This is a genomic window from Longimicrobium sp. (assembly GCF_036399255.1).
In the GTDB taxonomy this organism is placed as follows: Bacteria; Gemmatimonadota; Gemmatimonadetes; order Longimicrobiales; family Longimicrobiaceae; genus Longimicrobium.
This window is the reverse complement of sequence record NZ_DASWNM010000164.1, coordinates 60,539-77,949: the sequence shown is the minus strand read 5'-3', so window position 1 is coordinate 77,949 and position 17,411 is coordinate 60,539. Positions and strand designations below refer to the sequence as shown.

At 66.0% G+C, this 17,411-nt stretch carries 16 protein-coding genes; 12 read left to right on the top strand and 4 right to left on the bottom strand.

The window, feature by feature from the left end; translation table 11 throughout:
- The first annotated feature begins 303 nt into the window (after positions 1–303).
- The 3 genes from VGC13_RS31270 to VGC13_RS31260 are packed head-to-tail and all read left to right on the top strand — an operon-like array spanning position 304 to position 2,101.
- A complete protein-coding gene (locus tag VGC13_RS31270) occupies positions 304–705 on the top strand; it encodes a DUF559 domain-containing protein (RefSeq protein ID WP_331129279.1) in 402 nt (133 codons plus the stop codon).
- Positions 698–1,612: a 3'-5' exonuclease gene (locus tag VGC13_RS31265; protein WP_331129278.1), complete on the top strand. Its 915-nt coding sequence runs from the start codon at positions 698–700 to the stop codon at positions 1,610–1,612. Before VGC13_RS31270 ends, VGC13_RS31265 begins: the two co-directional genes overlap by 8 nt.
- 3 nt (positions 1,613–1,615) lie before the next feature.
- The gene (locus VGC13_RS31260; RefSeq protein WP_331129277.1) at positions 1,616–2,101 is read left to right on the top strand and encodes a hypothetical protein; all 486 of its coding nucleotides are present in this window, start codon (positions 1,616–1,618) and stop codon (positions 2,099–2,101) included.
- Between the two features lie 36 nt (positions 2,102–2,137).
- On the opposite strand, the gene VGC13_RS31255 is transcribed toward VGC13_RS31260, so the two are convergent.
- Entirely contained in the window at positions 2,138–2,734 is a 597-nt protein-coding gene (locus tag VGC13_RS31255; RefSeq protein ID WP_331129276.1) for a sigma-70 family RNA polymerase sigma factor, read from the bottom strand.
- A gap of 260 nt (positions 2,735–2,994) precedes the next feature.
- Positions 2,995–3,450 (bottom strand): hypothetical protein, encoded by a 456-nt coding sequence (locus VGC13_RS31250; RefSeq protein WP_331129275.1) that lies wholly within the window; start codon positions 3,448–3,450, stop codon positions 2,995–2,997.
- Between the two features lie 132 nt (positions 3,451–3,582).
- Between VGC13_RS31250 and VGC13_RS31245 the strand changes: the two genes are divergently transcribed.
- The 7 genes from VGC13_RS31245 (at position 3,583) to VGC13_RS31215 (ending at position 11,625) form a co-directional block, all read left to right on the top strand.
- Entirely contained in the window at positions 3,583–3,927 is a 345-nt protein-coding gene (locus VGC13_RS31245) for a hypothetical protein (protein ID WP_331129274.1), read from the top strand.
- Complete coding sequence (locus VGC13_RS31240; protein ID WP_331129273.1) at positions 3,924–4,550, top strand: hypothetical protein; 627 nt, start codon at positions 3,924–3,926, stop codon at positions 4,548–4,550. The genes VGC13_RS31245 and VGC13_RS31240 overlap by 4 nt, the downstream gene beginning before the upstream one ends.
- Before the next feature lie 875 nt (positions 4,551–5,425).
- Positions 5,426–6,718: a tetratricopeptide repeat protein gene (locus VGC13_RS31235; protein WP_331129272.1), complete on the top strand. Its 1,293-nt coding sequence runs from the start codon at positions 5,426–5,428 to the stop codon at positions 6,716–6,718.
- Positions 6,719–7,681: 963 nt separating this feature from the next.
- Positions 7,682–8,281: a hypothetical protein gene (locus tag VGC13_RS31230; protein WP_331129271.1), complete on the top strand. Its 600-nt coding sequence runs from the start codon at positions 7,682–7,684 to the stop codon at positions 8,279–8,281.
- Positions 8,281–9,381, top strand: coding sequence for a JAB domain-containing protein (locus tag VGC13_RS31225; protein WP_331129270.1), 1,101 nt, complete (start codon positions 8,281–8,283; stop codon positions 9,379–9,381). The genes VGC13_RS31230 and VGC13_RS31225 overlap by 1 nt, the downstream gene beginning before the upstream one ends.
- Before the next feature lie 678 nt (positions 9,382–10,059).
- Positions 10,060–11,022 carry a hypothetical protein gene (locus tag VGC13_RS31220; protein WP_331129269.1) on the top strand — a complete coding sequence of 321 codons (963 nt, stop codon included), beginning with the start codon at positions 10,060–10,062 and terminating at the stop codon, positions 11,020–11,022.
- 72 nt (positions 11,023–11,094) lie between these two features.
- Positions 11,095–11,625: a hypothetical protein gene (locus VGC13_RS31215; RefSeq protein ID WP_331129268.1), complete on the top strand. Its 531-nt coding sequence runs from the start codon at positions 11,095–11,097 to the stop codon at positions 11,623–11,625.
- A gap of 248 nt (positions 11,626–11,873) precedes the next feature.
- Here VGC13_RS31215 and VGC13_RS31210 read toward each other — a convergent pair whose 3' ends face one another.
- The gene (locus VGC13_RS31210) at positions 11,874–12,281 is read right to left on the bottom strand and encodes a hypothetical protein (protein ID WP_331129267.1); all 408 of its coding nucleotides are present in this window, start codon (positions 12,279–12,281) and stop codon (positions 11,874–11,876) included.
- Between the two features lie 3 nt (positions 12,282–12,284).
- Between VGC13_RS31210 and VGC13_RS31205 the strand changes: the two genes are divergently transcribed.
- The gene (locus VGC13_RS31205) at positions 12,285–12,527 is read left to right on the top strand and encodes a hypothetical protein (RefSeq protein WP_331129266.1); all 243 of its coding nucleotides are present in this window, start codon (positions 12,285–12,287) and stop codon (positions 12,525–12,527) included.
- Positions 12,528–12,786: 259 nt separating this feature from the next.
- Positions 12,787–13,671, top strand: coding sequence for a hypothetical protein (locus VGC13_RS31200; protein WP_331129265.1), 885 nt, complete (start codon positions 12,787–12,789; stop codon positions 13,669–13,671).
- A gap of 17 nt (positions 13,672–13,688) precedes the next feature.
- On the opposite strand, the gene VGC13_RS31195 is transcribed toward VGC13_RS31200, so the two are convergent.
- Entirely contained in the window at positions 13,689–17,369 is a 3,681-nt protein-coding gene (locus tag VGC13_RS31195) for a CHAT domain-containing protein (RefSeq protein ID WP_331129264.1), read from the bottom strand.
- Positions 17,370–17,411 lie beyond the last annotated feature (42 nt).

The window sequence follows — 17,411 nt, the reverse complement described above, 5'->3', positions numbered from 1 at the left end:
GGGAAGACGAAGTGGCGCTGCCGCGGCTGCGGCCGGGAATGGTCGGCGTCGTTCCACAAGCTTTGGCAAGGGCGCGCGTGTCCGCGCTGCAGGCTCGACCGGCGGAACGCGGCATTGCGGACCCCGCCGGAGCGCTACCACGCCCTGGCGGCCGGGCGAGGATTCGAGTGGTTGGGTCCACATCCGCGGCAGTATGCCCACCATACGCGCTGGCGGTGCCCGAAGGGGCATGAGTGGGCGGCGAGCTACCTGTGCGTGGCCGGCGGAGCCGGATGCCACGAGTGCCAGGACCGCGTCAACGGGATGCCGGTCTCCGGGATCCAGCGGCGGCTGGCGGAGCTTCTTCAAGGAGAGCTCAACCACCGGATCGGGCGGCGCTGCGTCGACGTGGCGCTGGAGCGCGCCGGCGTCCGGATCGCCGTCGAGTATGACGCCTGGTACTTCCACGGCGGGCAGCAGGAAAAGGACGAGGAGCGGGACCGGGACCTGATCGCCCGCGGCTGGCGCGTGCTGCGGATTCGCTCGGCGTACACGCTTCCCTCCCCCGAAGACCTGGAGGGGGCCGTCGCGCGGCTGGTCGCGGGCGAGGAGCGGGTGGTGCTGACGCTTCCGGACTGGGGCGTCGGGCTCGCGCGGGGTTTGGTATGGGAGCCATCGCGTCCGCCGCGCCCGTACCGCCGACGGCATGGAGGCACCCATGCCTGACACGGTGCTGAGGGACGCCGCGCTGGAGCAGATGGCCCGGGTGCTGGAGGAGACGGGCCACTACCGGGTGGCCCGCCGGTTCGAGCCGCGGTCGACCTACGCGGAGCCGGACGGCACGCGGACATATCGGGGCCTGTACGCCGATGCTGAGACGACGGGGCTGGACACGGAGCGGGACGAAATCATCCAGCTGGCGCTTCTGCCTTTCGAGTATGCGCCCGCCACCGGGCGGATCTACACGGTGGGTGAGCCCGTCGTGCACCTGGAGGATCCCGGCAGGCCGCTCCCGCCGGAGATCACGGCGCTGACGGGGATCTCGGACGCGGATGTGGCCGGCAGGCGGATCGACGAGGAGGCAGTCGCTGCGCTCATGGCGTCTGCGAGCTTGGTGGTGGCGCACAACGCGGGCTTCGACCGGCCGATCCTCGAGCGCAGGATGCCGGCGTTCCGAGAGCTGCCATGGGCGTGCTCGCAGGTGGAGGTGCCCTGGGCGGAGCACGGCGTTGCGGCGGCCAAGCTGGAGTTCGTGCTGTTCAAGCACTGCGGGATGTTCTTCGAGGGGCATAGGGCGGATGAGGACTGCCAGGCGGCGCTGCACGCGCTCGCGACCCCATTCGCGGATGGCGAGCTGCCCCTGGGCCTGCTGCTCCGGTCCAGCCGCCGGCGCACGGTTCGGATCTGGGCACTGGATGCGCCCTACGACGCCCGCCATGCGCTGAAGGCCCGGGGCTACCGCTGGAGCCCCGGAGAGGCTGGGCGTCCAAAGGCGTGGTACGTCGACCGCCGCGAGGAGGAGGTCGAGGATGAGTACACGTGGCTCCGGATGTCGATCTACCCGGGGCGCCGCGGTGCGCCCTGGCGCGTCCATTCGTTCGGGGCGGTGGATCGCTACTCGGTGAGGGTCTGACCGGTGTTCGGCCACGAGGACAGGCGGGTCGAGCGCCTCACGGACGCGGCGATCGCGGAGGAGATGGCGGCGGGACGGTTTCCGGATGGCGATGCGCTGAAGGAGATCCGGATCCAGGTGGAGGTCGCCGCCAGCCTCGCGGACCTGGCGGACAACGATCCTGAGAACGTGTACGTGGTCGGCTGCTCCCGCGAGCTCACCGCATGGGGTGAGCACGGGCTGGGGGGATACCTGGTGCTGGGGCGCGTGGCGAGGACGATCGCGCGCCCTGACCAGCGGGTGGCGCTCATCGTATGCACGGGCGTGCTGCGGGAGGAGGCGCTGGTGCGCCTCGCGCACATCCGGGCGCATCTGATGGCACTGCCGGCCGGGAGCGTTCTCGCGCCGGAAGATGATGGATATACGGCGGAAGCGGACCGGGCCGCGCGGCTGGAGGCGGCTCGGCGGATCGTCGTGCAGGAAAACAAGGCGGCACGGGAGGGGCCCTGATGCCGAGGGGCGCCAGGGACAGGGTGCCCCCGTCCCTTACGGCGAGGCAGGTGACCGGTGACGGTCTCCGGCACGTGCCCTGAGCCAGCGGAGCGCCTCTTCAGCGCCGGGATCATCCGGGCGGCGTCGAGTCAACGCGGCAAGGACGGTTCTTCGGAGTCGAGCCGTCGTGCGCTGGAACCGGCGTTTTGCCCCCGCGGGCGTGAGGTCCAGTGCACCGGCCGCTTCCTCCCAACCGTCGTGCTGGACGAGGCGGTGCCAGAGCAGCGAATGCACAAATTCGGGCTCGGCATCGAGGGCTTTGTCGAGGGCCTGGAGGAGGACGGAGATTCCGGTGGTGTTCTCCGGGTCCGGGATCTCGCACTCGATGTCGTCAAGCTCTTCCGCGAAGACCCGTACGTCCCACTCCCGCTGGTCGGAGCGAAGCCGGTCGAAGGCCGCGTGCCGTGCAACGGTACGGCACCACGTGAGCAGGTCCTCGTCGTTCTCTGCACGGCAGGAGGCAAGGCTGCCCGCGATCCGGATCAGCGCCTCCTGGGCGACCTCCTGAACCGCACCTTGTCCGATCCTGGATAGCCAGGTGCGGCAGCACCGGGCCACATGCACGTGCACCTCAGCGAGCAGGTGCTCCAATGCCTGTCCGCAGCCGCTTCTTGCGGCCGCGGACAGGCGGACGAGCGCATGGTCGTCCGGTGAAGAAGGTGGCATTCGCCGCGGGGCCCGGGAGAGGCGGCGGAAAGGACGCCGTGCCCGAGCACGGTGTACCTGCCCTGCCTCAGAATAGACAGAGTAAACACGGATTCCGGGCATAGTAACGCCGCGGCGCGTTCCGCGCGCACTCCTTTCCAGCCGTGTAGGGGATCGAATCAATCATCCGGCCCGCACGAAGCGGGTCAGGTTCCGGAAGTGCCGGCGGCGATTACGTCCGGCGGGCACTCTACGCCCGCGGCCCTATGGACGTCTTGGAGGGAGGAGAGCAGGGTGCTGGCCGCGGCAGGGCGATGCTCCGGGGGGATGGCGCGCATGAGCACAAGCAACGCGTCCGAGGCGCTGATGGGCGGGCCTTCGGAGCGCTGGACGTGCTCATGGTACCAGGCGAGGAGCTTCTCGAGCGTCTTCGGCTGGGGGCGTGCACCCTCCAGGAAGAGCATGAGGCCGCGGTGGGAGATATCCACTTCGCGGGCCACGGCGCGCCCGGAGGTGGCGTCGGCGCGCGCCTGGGCGGCCTCGCGAAGGCGGGGAATAGAGACATAGCGGTCAGGGAGCATTGCCACCCCGGCCGCTTCTGGATATGATTTGGAAACAATTCGTCTGGTTACACTGGAGAGGATAGGGCGGCCCGTCTGCATGTGCAAGCGTGGGTGAGCCCGGCCCGCGGTGTGCCCGGCCCTGCAAACTCCCACCAGGTTCTCCATCCCATGTGGTTTCGAACGCTCTCTCTTCTCCTCGTGGCTGCGTTGCCGCTTACCGGCTGTAGCGACATGACCGGCTCCGGTTCCGTGGCGGACGTCGAGGTCGTCTTCGTCAACCGGACCCTCTACGTGGATGCCTATCCCGCTTTCGTGTTCACGGTGGAGAATCGTGGCCGGGTGGCGGTCGAGAGCGTCCGGATTGACGTGGACGCCATCCGCGGCGGCAGCACGGTGGCGAGCACCGTCACGACCGTGAACGACCTCGCGCCTGGCGAGCAGGCCGAATCCGAACCCGCCGTGCTGGCCCAGCTCGATTCTCACACGGACTACCAGTGCTACCGCTACCGGGTGAGGGCGTACGACGAACGGGGTGAGACGCTGTCCGACACCTCGTCCGGCCAGGTGTGCTCGTGAGGTCCCGTCGTGCTGCCTTCCTGGTTGCCATCACCGGCTTCCTGTTGGCGGGGTGCGGATCGCGGGGGCCGGACGAGGGCGAGCTACGAGCGGCGATCGACGCACGCCTGGCGACGACTCCGAAGTGCATCGGCGATGTCGCGTGGCGCTTCCCCGCGGAGCTCAGGAGCGAGTACAACCCGAGGCTCGAGTCGCACCATGCGGCGATGATGACGCGCATCGAGGCGCTCGAGCGTGCGGGGCTGGTCCGCTCCGCCGGCGCGGACGAGGCGCGCTGGGGAAAGCCCGTCCGCTATGAGCTGACGGAGGCGGGCCGGCAGGCCTACCGGGAGTTCCCAGCCGGCCGACTCGATCCGAGGAAGCCGGCCGGAGGGTTCTGTTATGGGACGCCGGAGGTGGATTCCATCATCCGCTATACCGAGCCGGCCGAGGGAGCAGGGCAGGTGCAGACGGAGGTGACGTACAGCTATCGGCTCCGGGACGTGGGGGCCTGGGCGCGGGATGCCGGGTTCCTCCGGCTGTACCCGGAGATCGCGCGGGAGCTCGGTCCGGGTGCTCCGCGGCAGGCGCAGGCGATCCTGGTGCGCGCGAGCGATGGCTGGAGGGTGGTTGCGCTGCCCTGAGAGTCGTCGTGGTTGATGATGATTCGGAAGTCGTGTGGCATGGCTCACCAACCTACTCCGTGCATGACACCGGATAGCCGGATAGCCCTAAGTAGGCGAATGACAACACATTCACCTGAGTCGGAAGTAGAGGCTGCTCCCCACGGCGCGCGGCGGTGCAGTAGCTCCACCTGCCGTGAATGCAACCCACCCATCAGGGCGTGGCTGCGGATACCGCTGGATGTTGAGCCGCTGGAAACCGAGGCTGCAGAGCTGACAGCGCCCGCGCCCCGCGAATCCGAGCAGCCTTCTCGCCGCCGACCGCGGGCTCAGCCGCGCGAAGTTCTCGACGTCTATGCTGCCTACGCGAAGGTGCAGCAACAACTCGCCAGGGCTGAGGCGCGCGTCGCTCGCCTCCAGGGTAATATGTCACCAGGGCGCCTGAATGGACGCAGAGCAGCTGCACTTGACCGGATGATTGATTCGGCGGTGGAACTGCCTCGGGCGCAGGCGCGGGTGGAGAAACTCCGGATACGCATGGAGCAGCTCGCGCGCGCGGTGGCAGAACTTGATGAAGGATGCCAGAAAGGTTGAGTCAAACTGGAAGTGCGCGCGGCTGAAGCTTGTCCCGCGGTCCTGGTGCGCAGGAGCAACGGCTGGAGGGTGGTCGCGCGACCCTGATCCGGTGGAGGAGGCGGGGGTGGACGGCGTGCTTTCGCCTGGCGGGCCCCCGACTGGGGGCCTGTTTTTTTGGCGCCTGCCTCCGTGTTGGCGGGAGCCGGTTGCATGGCCTCAGTAAACACGATGCACACTTGCTCGGCATTGTGACCACATGCATTCTTTGTGTCCGATGATGTGCGCTTGAATGGAACCGCCCTCACCCTGCGCGAGCGATAGTGGCCTATATCGGTAAACAGGAGCCGGAGGGCAGGGAGCGGAACCGCGGGCCGAAGCGAAGGTGGACCATCCCCGCGCCGCCCGGCCTGAGCCCCTGCGGCCTGGAGGCCCGGCAGATCCTGGAGGAGGTGTCCGGGCCACTGGGCGTCGAGCTCTGGCAGCGGTTCCGTGATGCGGTGGTATGGAACGCCGTCTCGCCGGGAGACCGGCACCACCTCTTCCTGAAAACCACGTACCTGCGCGACCCCGCGTTTGCGGACGCCGCGGCCGAAGCCGTGGAGATCCACCCGGCGCTGGCTGCCTTCGCCGAGCTGATCGGCAGCGCTCGCGCCGTCGATGCGCGTGCGCTCGCGAAAGCAAGCGTCAGCATCTCGGAATGGGCCACGTTGCACGGGTATGAGGAGACCGCGGCGCTATATGCAGGCTTGGCGGCACGGCTCCGGCCGCGCGACCCTGACCTGGCCTTTTCCGCCGGACGAGCCGAGCGGCGCTGTGGACGCTACGAGCGCGCGGAAGAGTGGTTCCTGCGCGCGATCGGACTCTCGCGCCGCGCGGGGGACGATGCGGCGTACGCGTCTGCATTCCTCGGCTGGGGCCTGATGGAGGAGCAGCGGGGCCGCCGCGCGTCCGCCCGGCAGAAATACGTGCGGGCGTGGCGTGCCGCCATGCGCGGGAGCTTCCACCAACTTGGCGCCGCCGCCCGGCACAACCTGATCGCGTTGTCGGTGCCCGACGAGCCGTTCGACGTCGGCTTGGCGCACGTCATCGCGGCCTACAAGCTCTACGACGACAGCAGCCCGGAGCGGCTGGCGCTGCTCGCGCTGGATGCAGGTGTGTTCTTCGCGGAACACGGCTTCTACGCGCACGCGCTCCGGCTGTACGATGCCCTGGCGCGTCACATCGCGCGTCCGGCGGTGCAGGTCGCCTTGCTGGCCAACGTGGCCCGCGCGGCTGCGGCGGTCGGAGACCGGGACCGCTTCCGGATGGCGTACGAGACCGTCAAGCGCGAGGATGCGCAGAAGGGGGAGTTCGCGCCGGCGGCGCTGGCGGAGATCGCCCGCGCGGCGCATACGCTCGGGCTTGACGGCAAAGCCATCGCAACGGCGAACGAGGCCTTGAAGATCGCCCGCTCCCGAGGCATGGCCGGCGCCGAACGGGCAGCACTGGACGTCATTGAAGCCGTCCGCGAAAAACGCGCGGGTGACGTGCCCCGCGAGCCGCCACCGCGCGTCGTACGCTTCGTCAACCGGTTCGTGAGGCGGCTGGAGCCGCTGTCGTCGATGGAAAGCTGACGCCGCCCCACCGTCGTCAGTGTCCTGAGCCCACGAACACCCCGCCCCTCCCCGTCGTATCTCCCGCCACAGTTGCTTCACCCGGCGCTGCTGTCACGCCGCTCCCGCTGGTGCTGCTTCCACCTGGGAGCTGGTCCGAGCTGCCATTCGAACGGGCGGCCGCTTCGCCGGCATTGGCGCGGCTCGCCGTTGGCTGCGCGTTGCACGCAGCCATGATGAGGACGGTGCAGATAGCCGCACCGAGCCGAAGGTTCCGTGTTCCATTCCGCATTGGGTTCTCCTCTGGCGCATGTGATGTGGGAGCACCGCCGTGTCATGGGGGCGGGCGGGCTGAATCATAAGCCCGTTCCCTTCGCGCCACCACACCCATTTGTTTACGCGCTGCTTCCCGATCAACTCACCGAGGCGAAGGAGGCCGGGTTACCGCGGTTTCATACGTTTTATACACAGGAGGGCAGGGCACGCGGTAGCGCTCCGAAGATGACAAGCCAGATGGCTTGGAATCTTTCACCGGTGTACTTGTCGCGCTTGCATTTCCCGGCAGAACTTCGTCCGCGAGGCGTTCATTCCCGAGGACGAAAACGGAGGATTTCTGCATGGGAAGCCAGACGATCAAGCCCGCGGCGCCTGTAGCGCGGGCAGCCACGCCCGCGGTCATCCCTTCGAACCCACCCCCGCCAGCCGCTGCTGCTGTCCCGCTAACGCGAGCGCAGCGCCTACCCCAGCCGGCCGAGCTGCCGGACTATCGGCACTACAGGTACGGCTATCCCCCGGTCTCCGGGCGGATGTTCGGGAGCGGGAACTGATGGGCGGCGGGGAGTGCGCGCGTCCCGGCAAGGGAGGCGCGCGCCGCCCGAGCAGGGGGTGGAGCGCGTGCGGGGCCGGCGGCGGTGCCGCGCTTTCGTCCGCCAGTAGGGAGGGACGAAGCAGAGATCACACGCACCGCAGCTGAAAGGACCCCGCATGGAGCCGCCTCGCCGTCCTGACGCTCGCATCGAGCGGCCGGATTTCGTGCTGCCGATCTCGATTGAGGGAGCGGAGCTGCAGGAGTCGGTGATCGCCTCGGAGGTCCCGGCGGAGCATGCGCTGACCGTGCTGCGGGTCTACCGGGTCGTGCTCATATGGGCCCAGGGCGAGGAGGCGGCCGTGCGCCCCGCGGACGTCGAGGAGCCGGCGCGCTGGGAGGAGGAGGCGCTTGACCGGATGGACGAGGCTCCGGGTCTCTGGGCGCCGGTTGCGGTGATTGCGGGCGAGCTGGCCAACCTGTCCGGCGCGGATCCGAAGCACCTGGCGCGGGCGTGTCTGGCGATCAGTGAGTGGGCACTCGGCAGCGAGGCCCCCGCAAGCGCGTTGCTGTTCATAGAAGCGGCCGCGCTCGTGCGGCCGGAGGATGCAAGGTGCGCCTACATGGCGGGCCGGATGCTCCAGCAGCGGGGCCGCGCGCGTGAAGCGGAGCGGTGGCTCCGGCGCGCGGTGCGGGTGGCGGCCGCGAGCGGTGACAAGGAGGCGGGCGACCTCGCCGCGGGTGCCCTGGAGGGTTCCTCCGGCCCGGTGGAGGGGTGATGGGGACCAGCAACGGGAGCCGCGGCGACGGGGGGCAGGTCTCCGGGAACGGACGACGGCCGGCGGCCCGGGAAGAGGATGCGCCGGCGGTCCGGCTGGCGGTGTACCGCGTGCGGCTGGAGCGGGAGCGGTACCTCGCGTTCCCCTGGCGCGCGTTCGGCGGGCCCGAGGACGCGGTGGCGCTCTTCCGAGGATACGCCGGCGTGCCTGATCGCGAGCACATGGTTGCGATCCACCTGGACGGCCGGAGCCGGGTGAGCGGGCTCCACACGGTCTCCGTGGGCTCCCTGCAGCGGAGCGAGGCGGGGGCGAGGGAGGTGTTCAAGGCGGCAATCCTCGGAAACGCCGCCGCGGTCGTGTTGGTTCACAACCACCCGTCGGGCGATCCCGCGCCGAGCCCCGAGGATGTCGCGGTCGCCCAGGGGCTGGAGCTGGTGGGCCAACTGGTCGGCATCCCCGTCGTCGACCACGTGATCGTGGGTGAGCCCGGCTACGCGTCGCTACGCGACCTTGGGCTCCTGGAGTTCGACGCCCATAACCCCGATCCGCTCCGGCCGCAGAACACAGATGAGGGATGGGCCGCCGGGCTGGACACCCTGAAGTTCGGAGCCGCGTTCCTTGCCGGTGGGATGACGGCTGTCCGGCGGACAGCGCGGCGTGAGCTGAAGTCGGGGGGCGGACGAGCCTTCGTTCCTGTTCCGGCGCGTGCCGCCACGCTCAACCCGATCATCACGATCGAGCCCGATCCATTGCTGCGGCCGGAGGAGGTGGAGCCGCTCTTAGAGGAGCTCCAGCGGCGGGTGGGCGCGGCTTTGGAGCGTGCGGTGGAAGGTGTCGCGGCCACGGTCCGGGTCGACGATGTCGGCCTGTCCTTCGTGCGCGAGGTGCCGGTCTTTCCCGTGGCCGCCGGGCCGCGCGTCTTCCGGGACTCGTCTGAGATCGCGGAGGAGGTGGAGACGGTTGGCGCTGGCAAAGGCATCGGCGGAGTAGTTCACGATGCCGTGGGCCGAGCATTCCGCTGCAACATCTGGGCGGGCTTCGCGAGGCTGCCCGGGGATGACCGACCGGTCGAAGACGTGTTTACGCTGGACGACGGCTGAGCATTCTCAGAGTCGAAGTGAGTGCGGGGCGGACGCGGGGATCGGCGTCCGCCCCGCGCTCGTCTTAACCGGCTGACCAGCATCCGGGTGTAGGGCCGGTAGAGATCAGTGACGAACCGGGTGTTCGGTGGGCAGGCGGCGGCGGGGTGCACCCGCACCTCCCAAGGGATCTCGGCCCGCCACGAGTCTGGCGCGGGACGCCGGCCGGGCGCGATGTTGGATGCGGCTGGGGCGTCGGTCTCCGCGGGTGAGATAGACAACGATCGAGGGCCGGAGGAGATGAAGGAGAGGGCGCCTGCGACGGGCGGGCTGGTGACGGAGGAGAGGCACGTGCCGCGGCCCAGGAGGTGTTGATCGACCAGGGGCGTCTCGGCGATCCGGCCTCTCGCCACGGCGGCGCGTACGTGTTCGCGTACCACCCGTTCCCCGGCGGTGAGCGGGAACGCGAACTCGAGGATGCTCTTGTGACCGTCACCCCCTCGACGGCGACCACGTGCGCGTCCAGCTGGCGGGCGTGACGATCCACGCCCGGGCGCGGTACGCAGAGCTAAGGAGGTCGGGTGATCCACAGGCGGGACCGCGTGGAGGACTTGCGGAACTTCTGGTGATGGATGACACCCAACCCGTAAGTGCCATGTCTGCCAACGCCGTCACGCCTGGCAACGGGATTCAGACGTTATGGATGAAGATGTTGTTTACCGCATGATCGAGGCGGTGCCGGCTGGCGAGCACTCCGACCTCGTCGTGGAGGCCGAAGGTGTGAGCTTCTCTGCGGAAGTCTCCGAAGAGTCTCGGCCGATGATGGTGACTGCTCTCCTGATGCGTACGTATCCGGCGATCCCCCGCCGCGCAATATCCTATGCGCTGGAATGGTGCGGGGGATTCCTGCTGGGCGAGCTGAGGCGCTACGCCGGGCTTCCCGGCGTGGTCGCTGAGGGCTGGGTGGACCGCTTCATCGCGCTGAAGGAGCGCAGCATCGATTTTGCCCTGCTGGCCAACCCGGCGCTCGAGGCCGAGGACGTCTGGCGGCTCTACGCGCGGCGCATCCGCTTCGAGCGCAATTCGTGGAACGGCCGGCTGGACCTGGCAGCCGCGGCCTGGGACCATAGCAGCTTCGGGAGCGCGTGTACCGGCCGGAGCGACGTCGTCTTCGACTTCGTCCGGCTGCGGCTGCGCGACGTGCTGCAAGGGCTGGTAGGAGCGTGGAAGACGAATGGCCAGGCGCCTCCCGCCGGGTTTGCGGAGGCCCTGCTCGCGGCGATCGCCGAGTATCCGGAGGAATTGGGCGGGCCGCACACGACGCTCGTGCCTTTTCTTTTCGATGAGCTGGGTGACCGCGCAGGGCGCGTTCTGGCCAGGATCAACGTCAACTATCGGGGCGACCTCGATACGCAGTATATCGTCGAGGCGGTCGCACGTGAGTGGAAGGAGCGGAGCACGGATCAGGAGACGCTGGAGATGCTCCTGCAGCACCCGAGTGTCGGGGCACGCCGGGTCCTCCTCGTAGAGCCAGAGGAACTCGCGCGCATGGATGAAGCTCGGCGCAGGCTTTACACGGAAATCATCCTGCCGCGCCTGAGTCGCGACCGGTCACGAACTATTCGCGCGGAGGCTGCGGCACTGTTGGCCGAGCCGCAGTGAGGTGATGTCAACCCGGGCGCCGCCCTGATCCTCGCGAAAGGCCACTGTGAACATCACCCCGACAGCAGCGAGATGAGCTCGACCGCACACAACCTTTACTCCTCTTATCGCGAAGCCCTCCTGGAGCACCTCTTCGCGGGCGAGCTGATGCGGCACCTTTGGCGCGAGGGGCTGGTGCGGATCGAGATGCTCAAACCGCAGGTGGACGATGGCGGGTACGACCTCGTGCTCGAAGCCAACGGTTATACGCGTCACATCCAGCTTAAGGCGTCCCACCATGGGGCCGGGACCGACGAGGTAGGCATCAACCTCCGCCTCGCGGAGCGACCGAGCGGCTGCGTCGTCTGGATCTGGTTCGATCCGGATACGCTCGCGCTGGGGCCGTTCTACTGGTTGGGGGGAGCCCCGGGCGAGCCGCTGCCGGACATCGCCGGGTTCAAAGCCCAACGGCACACGCGGGCGAACGCGAGAGGCGAAAAGAAGGAGCGGCAGGCCATCCGGGTCGTTCGGCGGACGAAGTTCGAGCGGATCGACGACGTTCCCGATCTCGCTCTGCGCCTGTTCGGTCCGCTCGAGGCGAAGCGGAAGCCCGCACGTGTCTAACGGCAACACCAGCAGCCGCGGGAGCGCTGCACCTCTTGGTGATTGCGCCCGCGGCGGATCGGATGGCCGCAGACGCCCCGGGCTGCTCAGGAAGAAGTCCGTTCCCGCGCCTGCGTCCGCATGGGCCGTGATCCCTACGAATCCTGCAGTTCCGTGCGATCGTGCTCCTGTTGTTGCTTCCCCCCTGAACGCTATCTCCAATAAGCAGAGATGTATATTAGTGGCTTTCTACGGGGCTGATCCCCAGCTCAGGGCTTCCTCTGGAGACCGTACATCTCGACCTGCTCTACTCCAAGTTCGTCAGTCTTCCCAGTCTGAACTCTATGCGCAAACTGAAACCTCATCAGCAGGATCTGCTCGATCAACTCGTGGCTGGCAGAGGTCTTCCCGTCGAAGAGGTCGACGGAAGGATACTTCGCTCGCTCCGCACCCTTGGACTTGCAGAGATCTCCGGAACCCGGGTTCAGGCGACGGCGGCCGGACAACGTCAGAGTGGCGGGAGACCCGAACGTCCACCGGCCAAATCCAGGCTGAATGAAAAGCAGGAGGAACTCCTGCGATGGCTTCTTCGTCGGGAGCAAGCGCCTGCTGAGGACTTGGACGGCCGCGTCATACGGCCTCTCATCGGCCGTGGTCTGGTCACGCTTCAGGACCACATCGTGAGTCCGACCAGTGCAGGCCGAGATTACTTTGACGAAAAGCGTTCGGCGGGCCCGAAAAGGGGAAGAAAGCGAACGGAGAACGCGCGCGCGATCGTCATCCGTCGCGCAGCCCGGCAGCTCGAATCCGCGATTCCGCCCGATGCGGAGGTGCTCGTCGGAAACATCATGGCGGCCGCTGATGATCTAGTGGAAGCTTTCCGTCGGCACGCTAGCAAGGTTGAGCGCAGCCAGAGCGCGTGATCTCACCTGCCGTGCACGAATCCGGAGAAGTGCCAGTTGGACCAGTACATTCTCACCGGATTGTGCTCCGGGTGGATCAATCGGAAGGTCACGGACCGGCGTCCCAGCCGCGCCTCGGCCTTTACACACCCGCTGACGTTGCGTTATTCCTGGATCGCGACGTATGCGTGCGATGCAACATTTGCACGTTTGGAGAGGCCGGTGGCGCTAGCTGCCCCTTTGCGGCCTCTCCCGGCAGTGGCCCCCAGTTTATAATAGAATGGCTGCATATTACACCGACCGAGAGTACGGAGTGCGTCCTCGCACTGATTACGTCATCGGTGACCGGCTCTGGGCAGGTCTCGATGCACTCATCAGGACGTACATCGCCGATGGCTCGTTCGGGTATCGCTTTCCTGAACCGTGCCCCGACCCGCACAGTGCTCCCTGCGGCTGCGATGAGCAGGCGTTCGGGCGTCTACTTGTGGCTGAGGTGCCTTGGGCAGAGTGGCCGTTGCCACGGGAGTCTGTCCCGGCTACACCCACGATCTTAGACGTCCTTGAATTCTGCGCGGCTGCGGTCGGTAGCCCGATCAAAGGGTCGTTCCACCAATACTACCAGCACCACCATCTGACCTGGGACCGTGAAGCCGGCCTCCAGCGTTTCGTGTCAGACGTAAATCTCCTGTTTGCTCGGAACGGTGTTGCGTACGAACTCACACCGGAGGGTCAGGCGCGACGCCTGCTGCCGCAGCCTCTGGCGGAGACGCTCGCCTGGGCGCTGTTCACCACCGGAGATGCCGAAACCGATCGCTTACTCGAGGCGGCCCGCCTCCGGATCGTCTCGCCAAAGCCGGAAGACCGCCAGGACGCGCTTGAGAAACTCTGGGATGCATTCGAGCGCCTGAAGACGCTGGAGCCCGGTCGCGACAAGAAGGAGCAGGCAAACGTGCTCCTCGACCGGACTGCACCTCCTGGTTCGAAGCTCCGAGAGGTGCTCGGTGAGGAGGCGATGGTGCTCACTGGCATCGGGAATTCGTTCCGCATCCGCCACTCCGAAGTCGGGAAGGAACTGCTGAGCTCAGTCGAGCAGATTGACTACCTGTTTGCCAGGATGTTCGCGTTCGTCCGACTTGTGCTGAAAGCCACAGGGCGCGGCGGGTGACTGGATTGCAGGAGACTTTAGTTCCCAACCGCCACAAAAGCCGCCCAGTGGAACGGGTTTTCGAAGGGACGATCTTCGTCACTCCACGCACGGTCCGTCAATTCGATCAGCATTGTTTCTCGCGCAGGAGCATCCAGGCGCGGTAGCCGCTCGAGCACCCAAGTCCGTAGTTCCCTGCCGCGGACATCACGGAGCCAGCGTTGCGCCGTGCCCAGAGTCGACGAGATGGAATGCTTGCCGGCGGGGAGGCTGGCTGGTGGAGCTGGGTACCCTGCATTGTGTTCGCTCAGCATCTCGTAGAAGCGCATCATCAGCAGTGCGGTCGAAAGGTCGTCCACGCTCCAGAGGCTGCTGACGACACACTGTGCGCCGGCAAAAAGAAACGCGCCGGGCAGACCGACGAACTCATCCGTGCTGCTTCCCAGATCCGTCAGGCCCGTTTCGCAGGCCGAGAGCGTAGCCAGGCGGCAGTTCTCCAAGGGCAGTTCAAAGACATTGCCAAGGCTGATCTCCCCGTCGGCCAATTGCAGCGCAGACCTGAGCGGCTGACTTAGATCGAACCGGGCATGGCAGGCGAAATGCGCGCAATGCGCCACCCTCAATGAGGCATTCTCTCGTACGGCGCCTACTGTCGCTCCCGCGTGTGAAAGCACGTCGCCAGCAGGGAAAGACTTGCGGAGATCTGCTACTTCGACGTCGGCAAACGGCAGATCCAGCGTGGGATTCTCGACGGCGAACAGGTGGCGGAAATTGGGGCGATGGCGTCGGTCTGCAAGCTGCGCGAGCAGCGTGCTGGGCGCATAGCGCACACCGCGTTGGAAGCGATCGAGGAGGGTCAGCGGCGAAGCCGCATCCGGCCTAATCGAATGAAGGGGCAGTATGTGCAGGAGGCGGTGCGGGATGAGAATGAGGGCGTCTACCTGCGGCGAAACGCTCGCGAGCACCTCGGACATCTTCAGCACGCCAGCGAGCTCTTCCAAGCGTTCATGAAGTCGGGCTTCCCATGCGTCCGCGCCGGTATAGTATCCGGCCTCACCGATCAGGTACGTTTCCAGCCATGCGAGGAACCGATCCAACTCAGGTTTGGAGTAGGATATGACGCTTGGGCGCTCGGCGCCCGGATTCAGCACGAACGCGTACAGCGCATCCACCGCAAAATACCACTCGACAACAGCCGCCTCGTGCTGATTACCAAGATCCTGAATATCCCGGAAACTTACGGGAGGGATGGACTGGGTGAGCCGAAAGGCCGGATCGTAACGGCCTATGTCAGTGAGCACCTCATCCAGGCGCGACTGTGACTGATTGAGTTTATGGGTGAATTGAGCACGCCAGTTCTGAAGTGCGAGAACTTCCCTGTCCTCACCTGCATTACCAGCCGGCACATCAGAGGTTACAACGAACGCGTCCTCTACATGAATCGCACTTAGAGTAAGACTGCTCAGCTGCCGGCGCAGCGCCGGAACACGTCGCTGCAGCGTACGCAGCTCCCGTAACAACTCCTCAGGCACGTCACCAGAAGGTTCTAGTGTGGATCCGACCAGAAGCTCGGCGAGCCCTCGAGCTTTGCTTCGCTCGGCATATGCGAGAGCCTGGTCGGGAACGTCGGTCCGGATGCAACACTCAACCATTCGGGCGTACACGCCGATCGCGTCCGTGACGATCTCATTCCGGCGCTCCTCGTCCAGCACCTCCTCACGGTTCCGTTCGACTGCCTCTACAGCCGCACGGAACGCTTCACGAGCGGTTTCCAAAAGCCCGTGCTCCATGGCGGTTTGTCCGAGGCGCGATGCTACACGCAGGCACTCTACCGGATCCGCGGTGGGTGTGTAGATCTCCAACGCAGCGTGGAAAGCTGCGAGTCCACGTGCCAAGTCTTCACCGGAATTCTCTCGGCTTCGGGAGATATAGGCGACGCCGAGGTTGTATTGAGTGCTGGCCCATGCGAGTGGGAGCGATTCCCGGGTGAAAACCTCCAGTGCTGCCTCAGATGCCGCGACGGCGTGTGCCAGGTTTTTAGCGCGGTCACCTCCGACACGGAGGCTATAGGCGCCGCCGAGATTGTTCTGTGTTCTTGCCCATTCCAGAGGAAAGGCCTCGCGCGTTAATACTTCGAGTGCCGCCCGATGTGCCTCAATCGCCCGCTCCAGGTTCTCGGCGCGGTCGCCAACTACACGGTTGATCAAAACCGCTCCGAGATTGTTCTGCATCCCCGCCCAACTCTCGGGCAAGGCCCCGCGCGTACGAACTTCCATCGCAGCCTCATACGCTGCTATTGCGAGCTCCATATTCTCTGCGCGGTCACCCCGGACGCGGCTTTTATACGCATTCCCGAGGTTGTTCTGCGTAGCGGCCCACTCCACGGGCATCGTGTCGCGAGTGCGTACCTCGAGGGCTGCTTCTTCGGCCGCAATTGCCAACTCCATGTTTTCAGCAACGTCACCCCGGATCCGGTTCAAGTAAGCGACCCCGAGGTTGTTCTGCACCATAGCCCAATCGACTGGCAGTTTCTCGCGAGTATAGACGGTCAGCGCAGCTCTGTAATATGAGATCGCTCGCTCCACATTCTCCGCGCGATCACCTCGGATCCGATTACTGTAGGCGCTCCCCAAATTGTGCTGCATCTTAGCCCAATCAACTGCGAACGTTTCTCGCTGATAAACTTCCAAGGCCGCTTCACATGATGCGATTGCGTGTTCCAGGTTTTCGGCGCGCTCGCCGCGAATGCGACTGGAATATGCCTGAGCCAGATTATTCTGCGCTTGTGCCCATGAAATTGGGAATGAGTCGCGCGTCAGGACTTCCAGAGCGGCTTGTAAGCAAGCAATCGCCAGTTCCAGGTTCTCCGCGCGTTCGCCCTTCACCCGCATCAGGTAGCCGACGCCGATGTTCGCCTGAGTCTCTGCCCATTCTTCGGGAAATCCCGAGCGTGTGTAGACCGCTAGTGCGGCTGAGAATTCCGCAATGCCCCGTTCCAGATTCTCCGCGTGGTCACCGAGAGTACGCTTGGCGTACGCGGCGCCGAGATTAAGCTTGGTGGCAGCCCAGTCCGATGGGAGCGACTCGCGTGTTTGGATGTCCAAAGCCGCCTCGTATGCCGCGATCGCTATCTCGACTCCCATCCTGTGCTCACGCGGGTACTCATACAAGATCGCACCAAATTCTGCGAACATAGCTGCCGTTGCCGCCCTCCTCTTCGGCGTGTCGTCTAACACTTCGGGCGCCCAGGCACGGAAGCTCGCAAGCATCTCTTCGTCGAGAGCACCGGGGTTGGCATCCAACAGCCCGTATATCAGTTCCGCGGCCGAATCGGGTCTCTCAATAGTCCCAATCATCTGCCTGAGCAGATAGCGCCGGTTATCCCCCGCCTCCGCGTTGACGGCCTGAATTTGGGATTCCATCTGCTCAGCGATGCCACCAAGAAACTCCGCGGTCCATTCTTCATCGCGCTGGCCAAAATCGGTGGAGATACGGCGCAGGTATGCGAGAAACCCAGCGTCAACTAGATGGCCGTTCGCGGTGAGCACCTGCCCCTCTTCGCCAGCCGGGCAGTCCATGATTGCCAGTACGAGGCTGTGATAATCCCGTATCCTCTCCGGGTTGGGCAGGCGCGCAGCCGTCTGGCGCAGGAGAGGGATGATGTCGCGAAGGAATTGGGCTGCATCACTGCCGCCGATACTATCAAGCTGTGCCGCCATTGACTCCGTCGTTCGCAAAAGACCGGTGTCCAATAGGTCGGC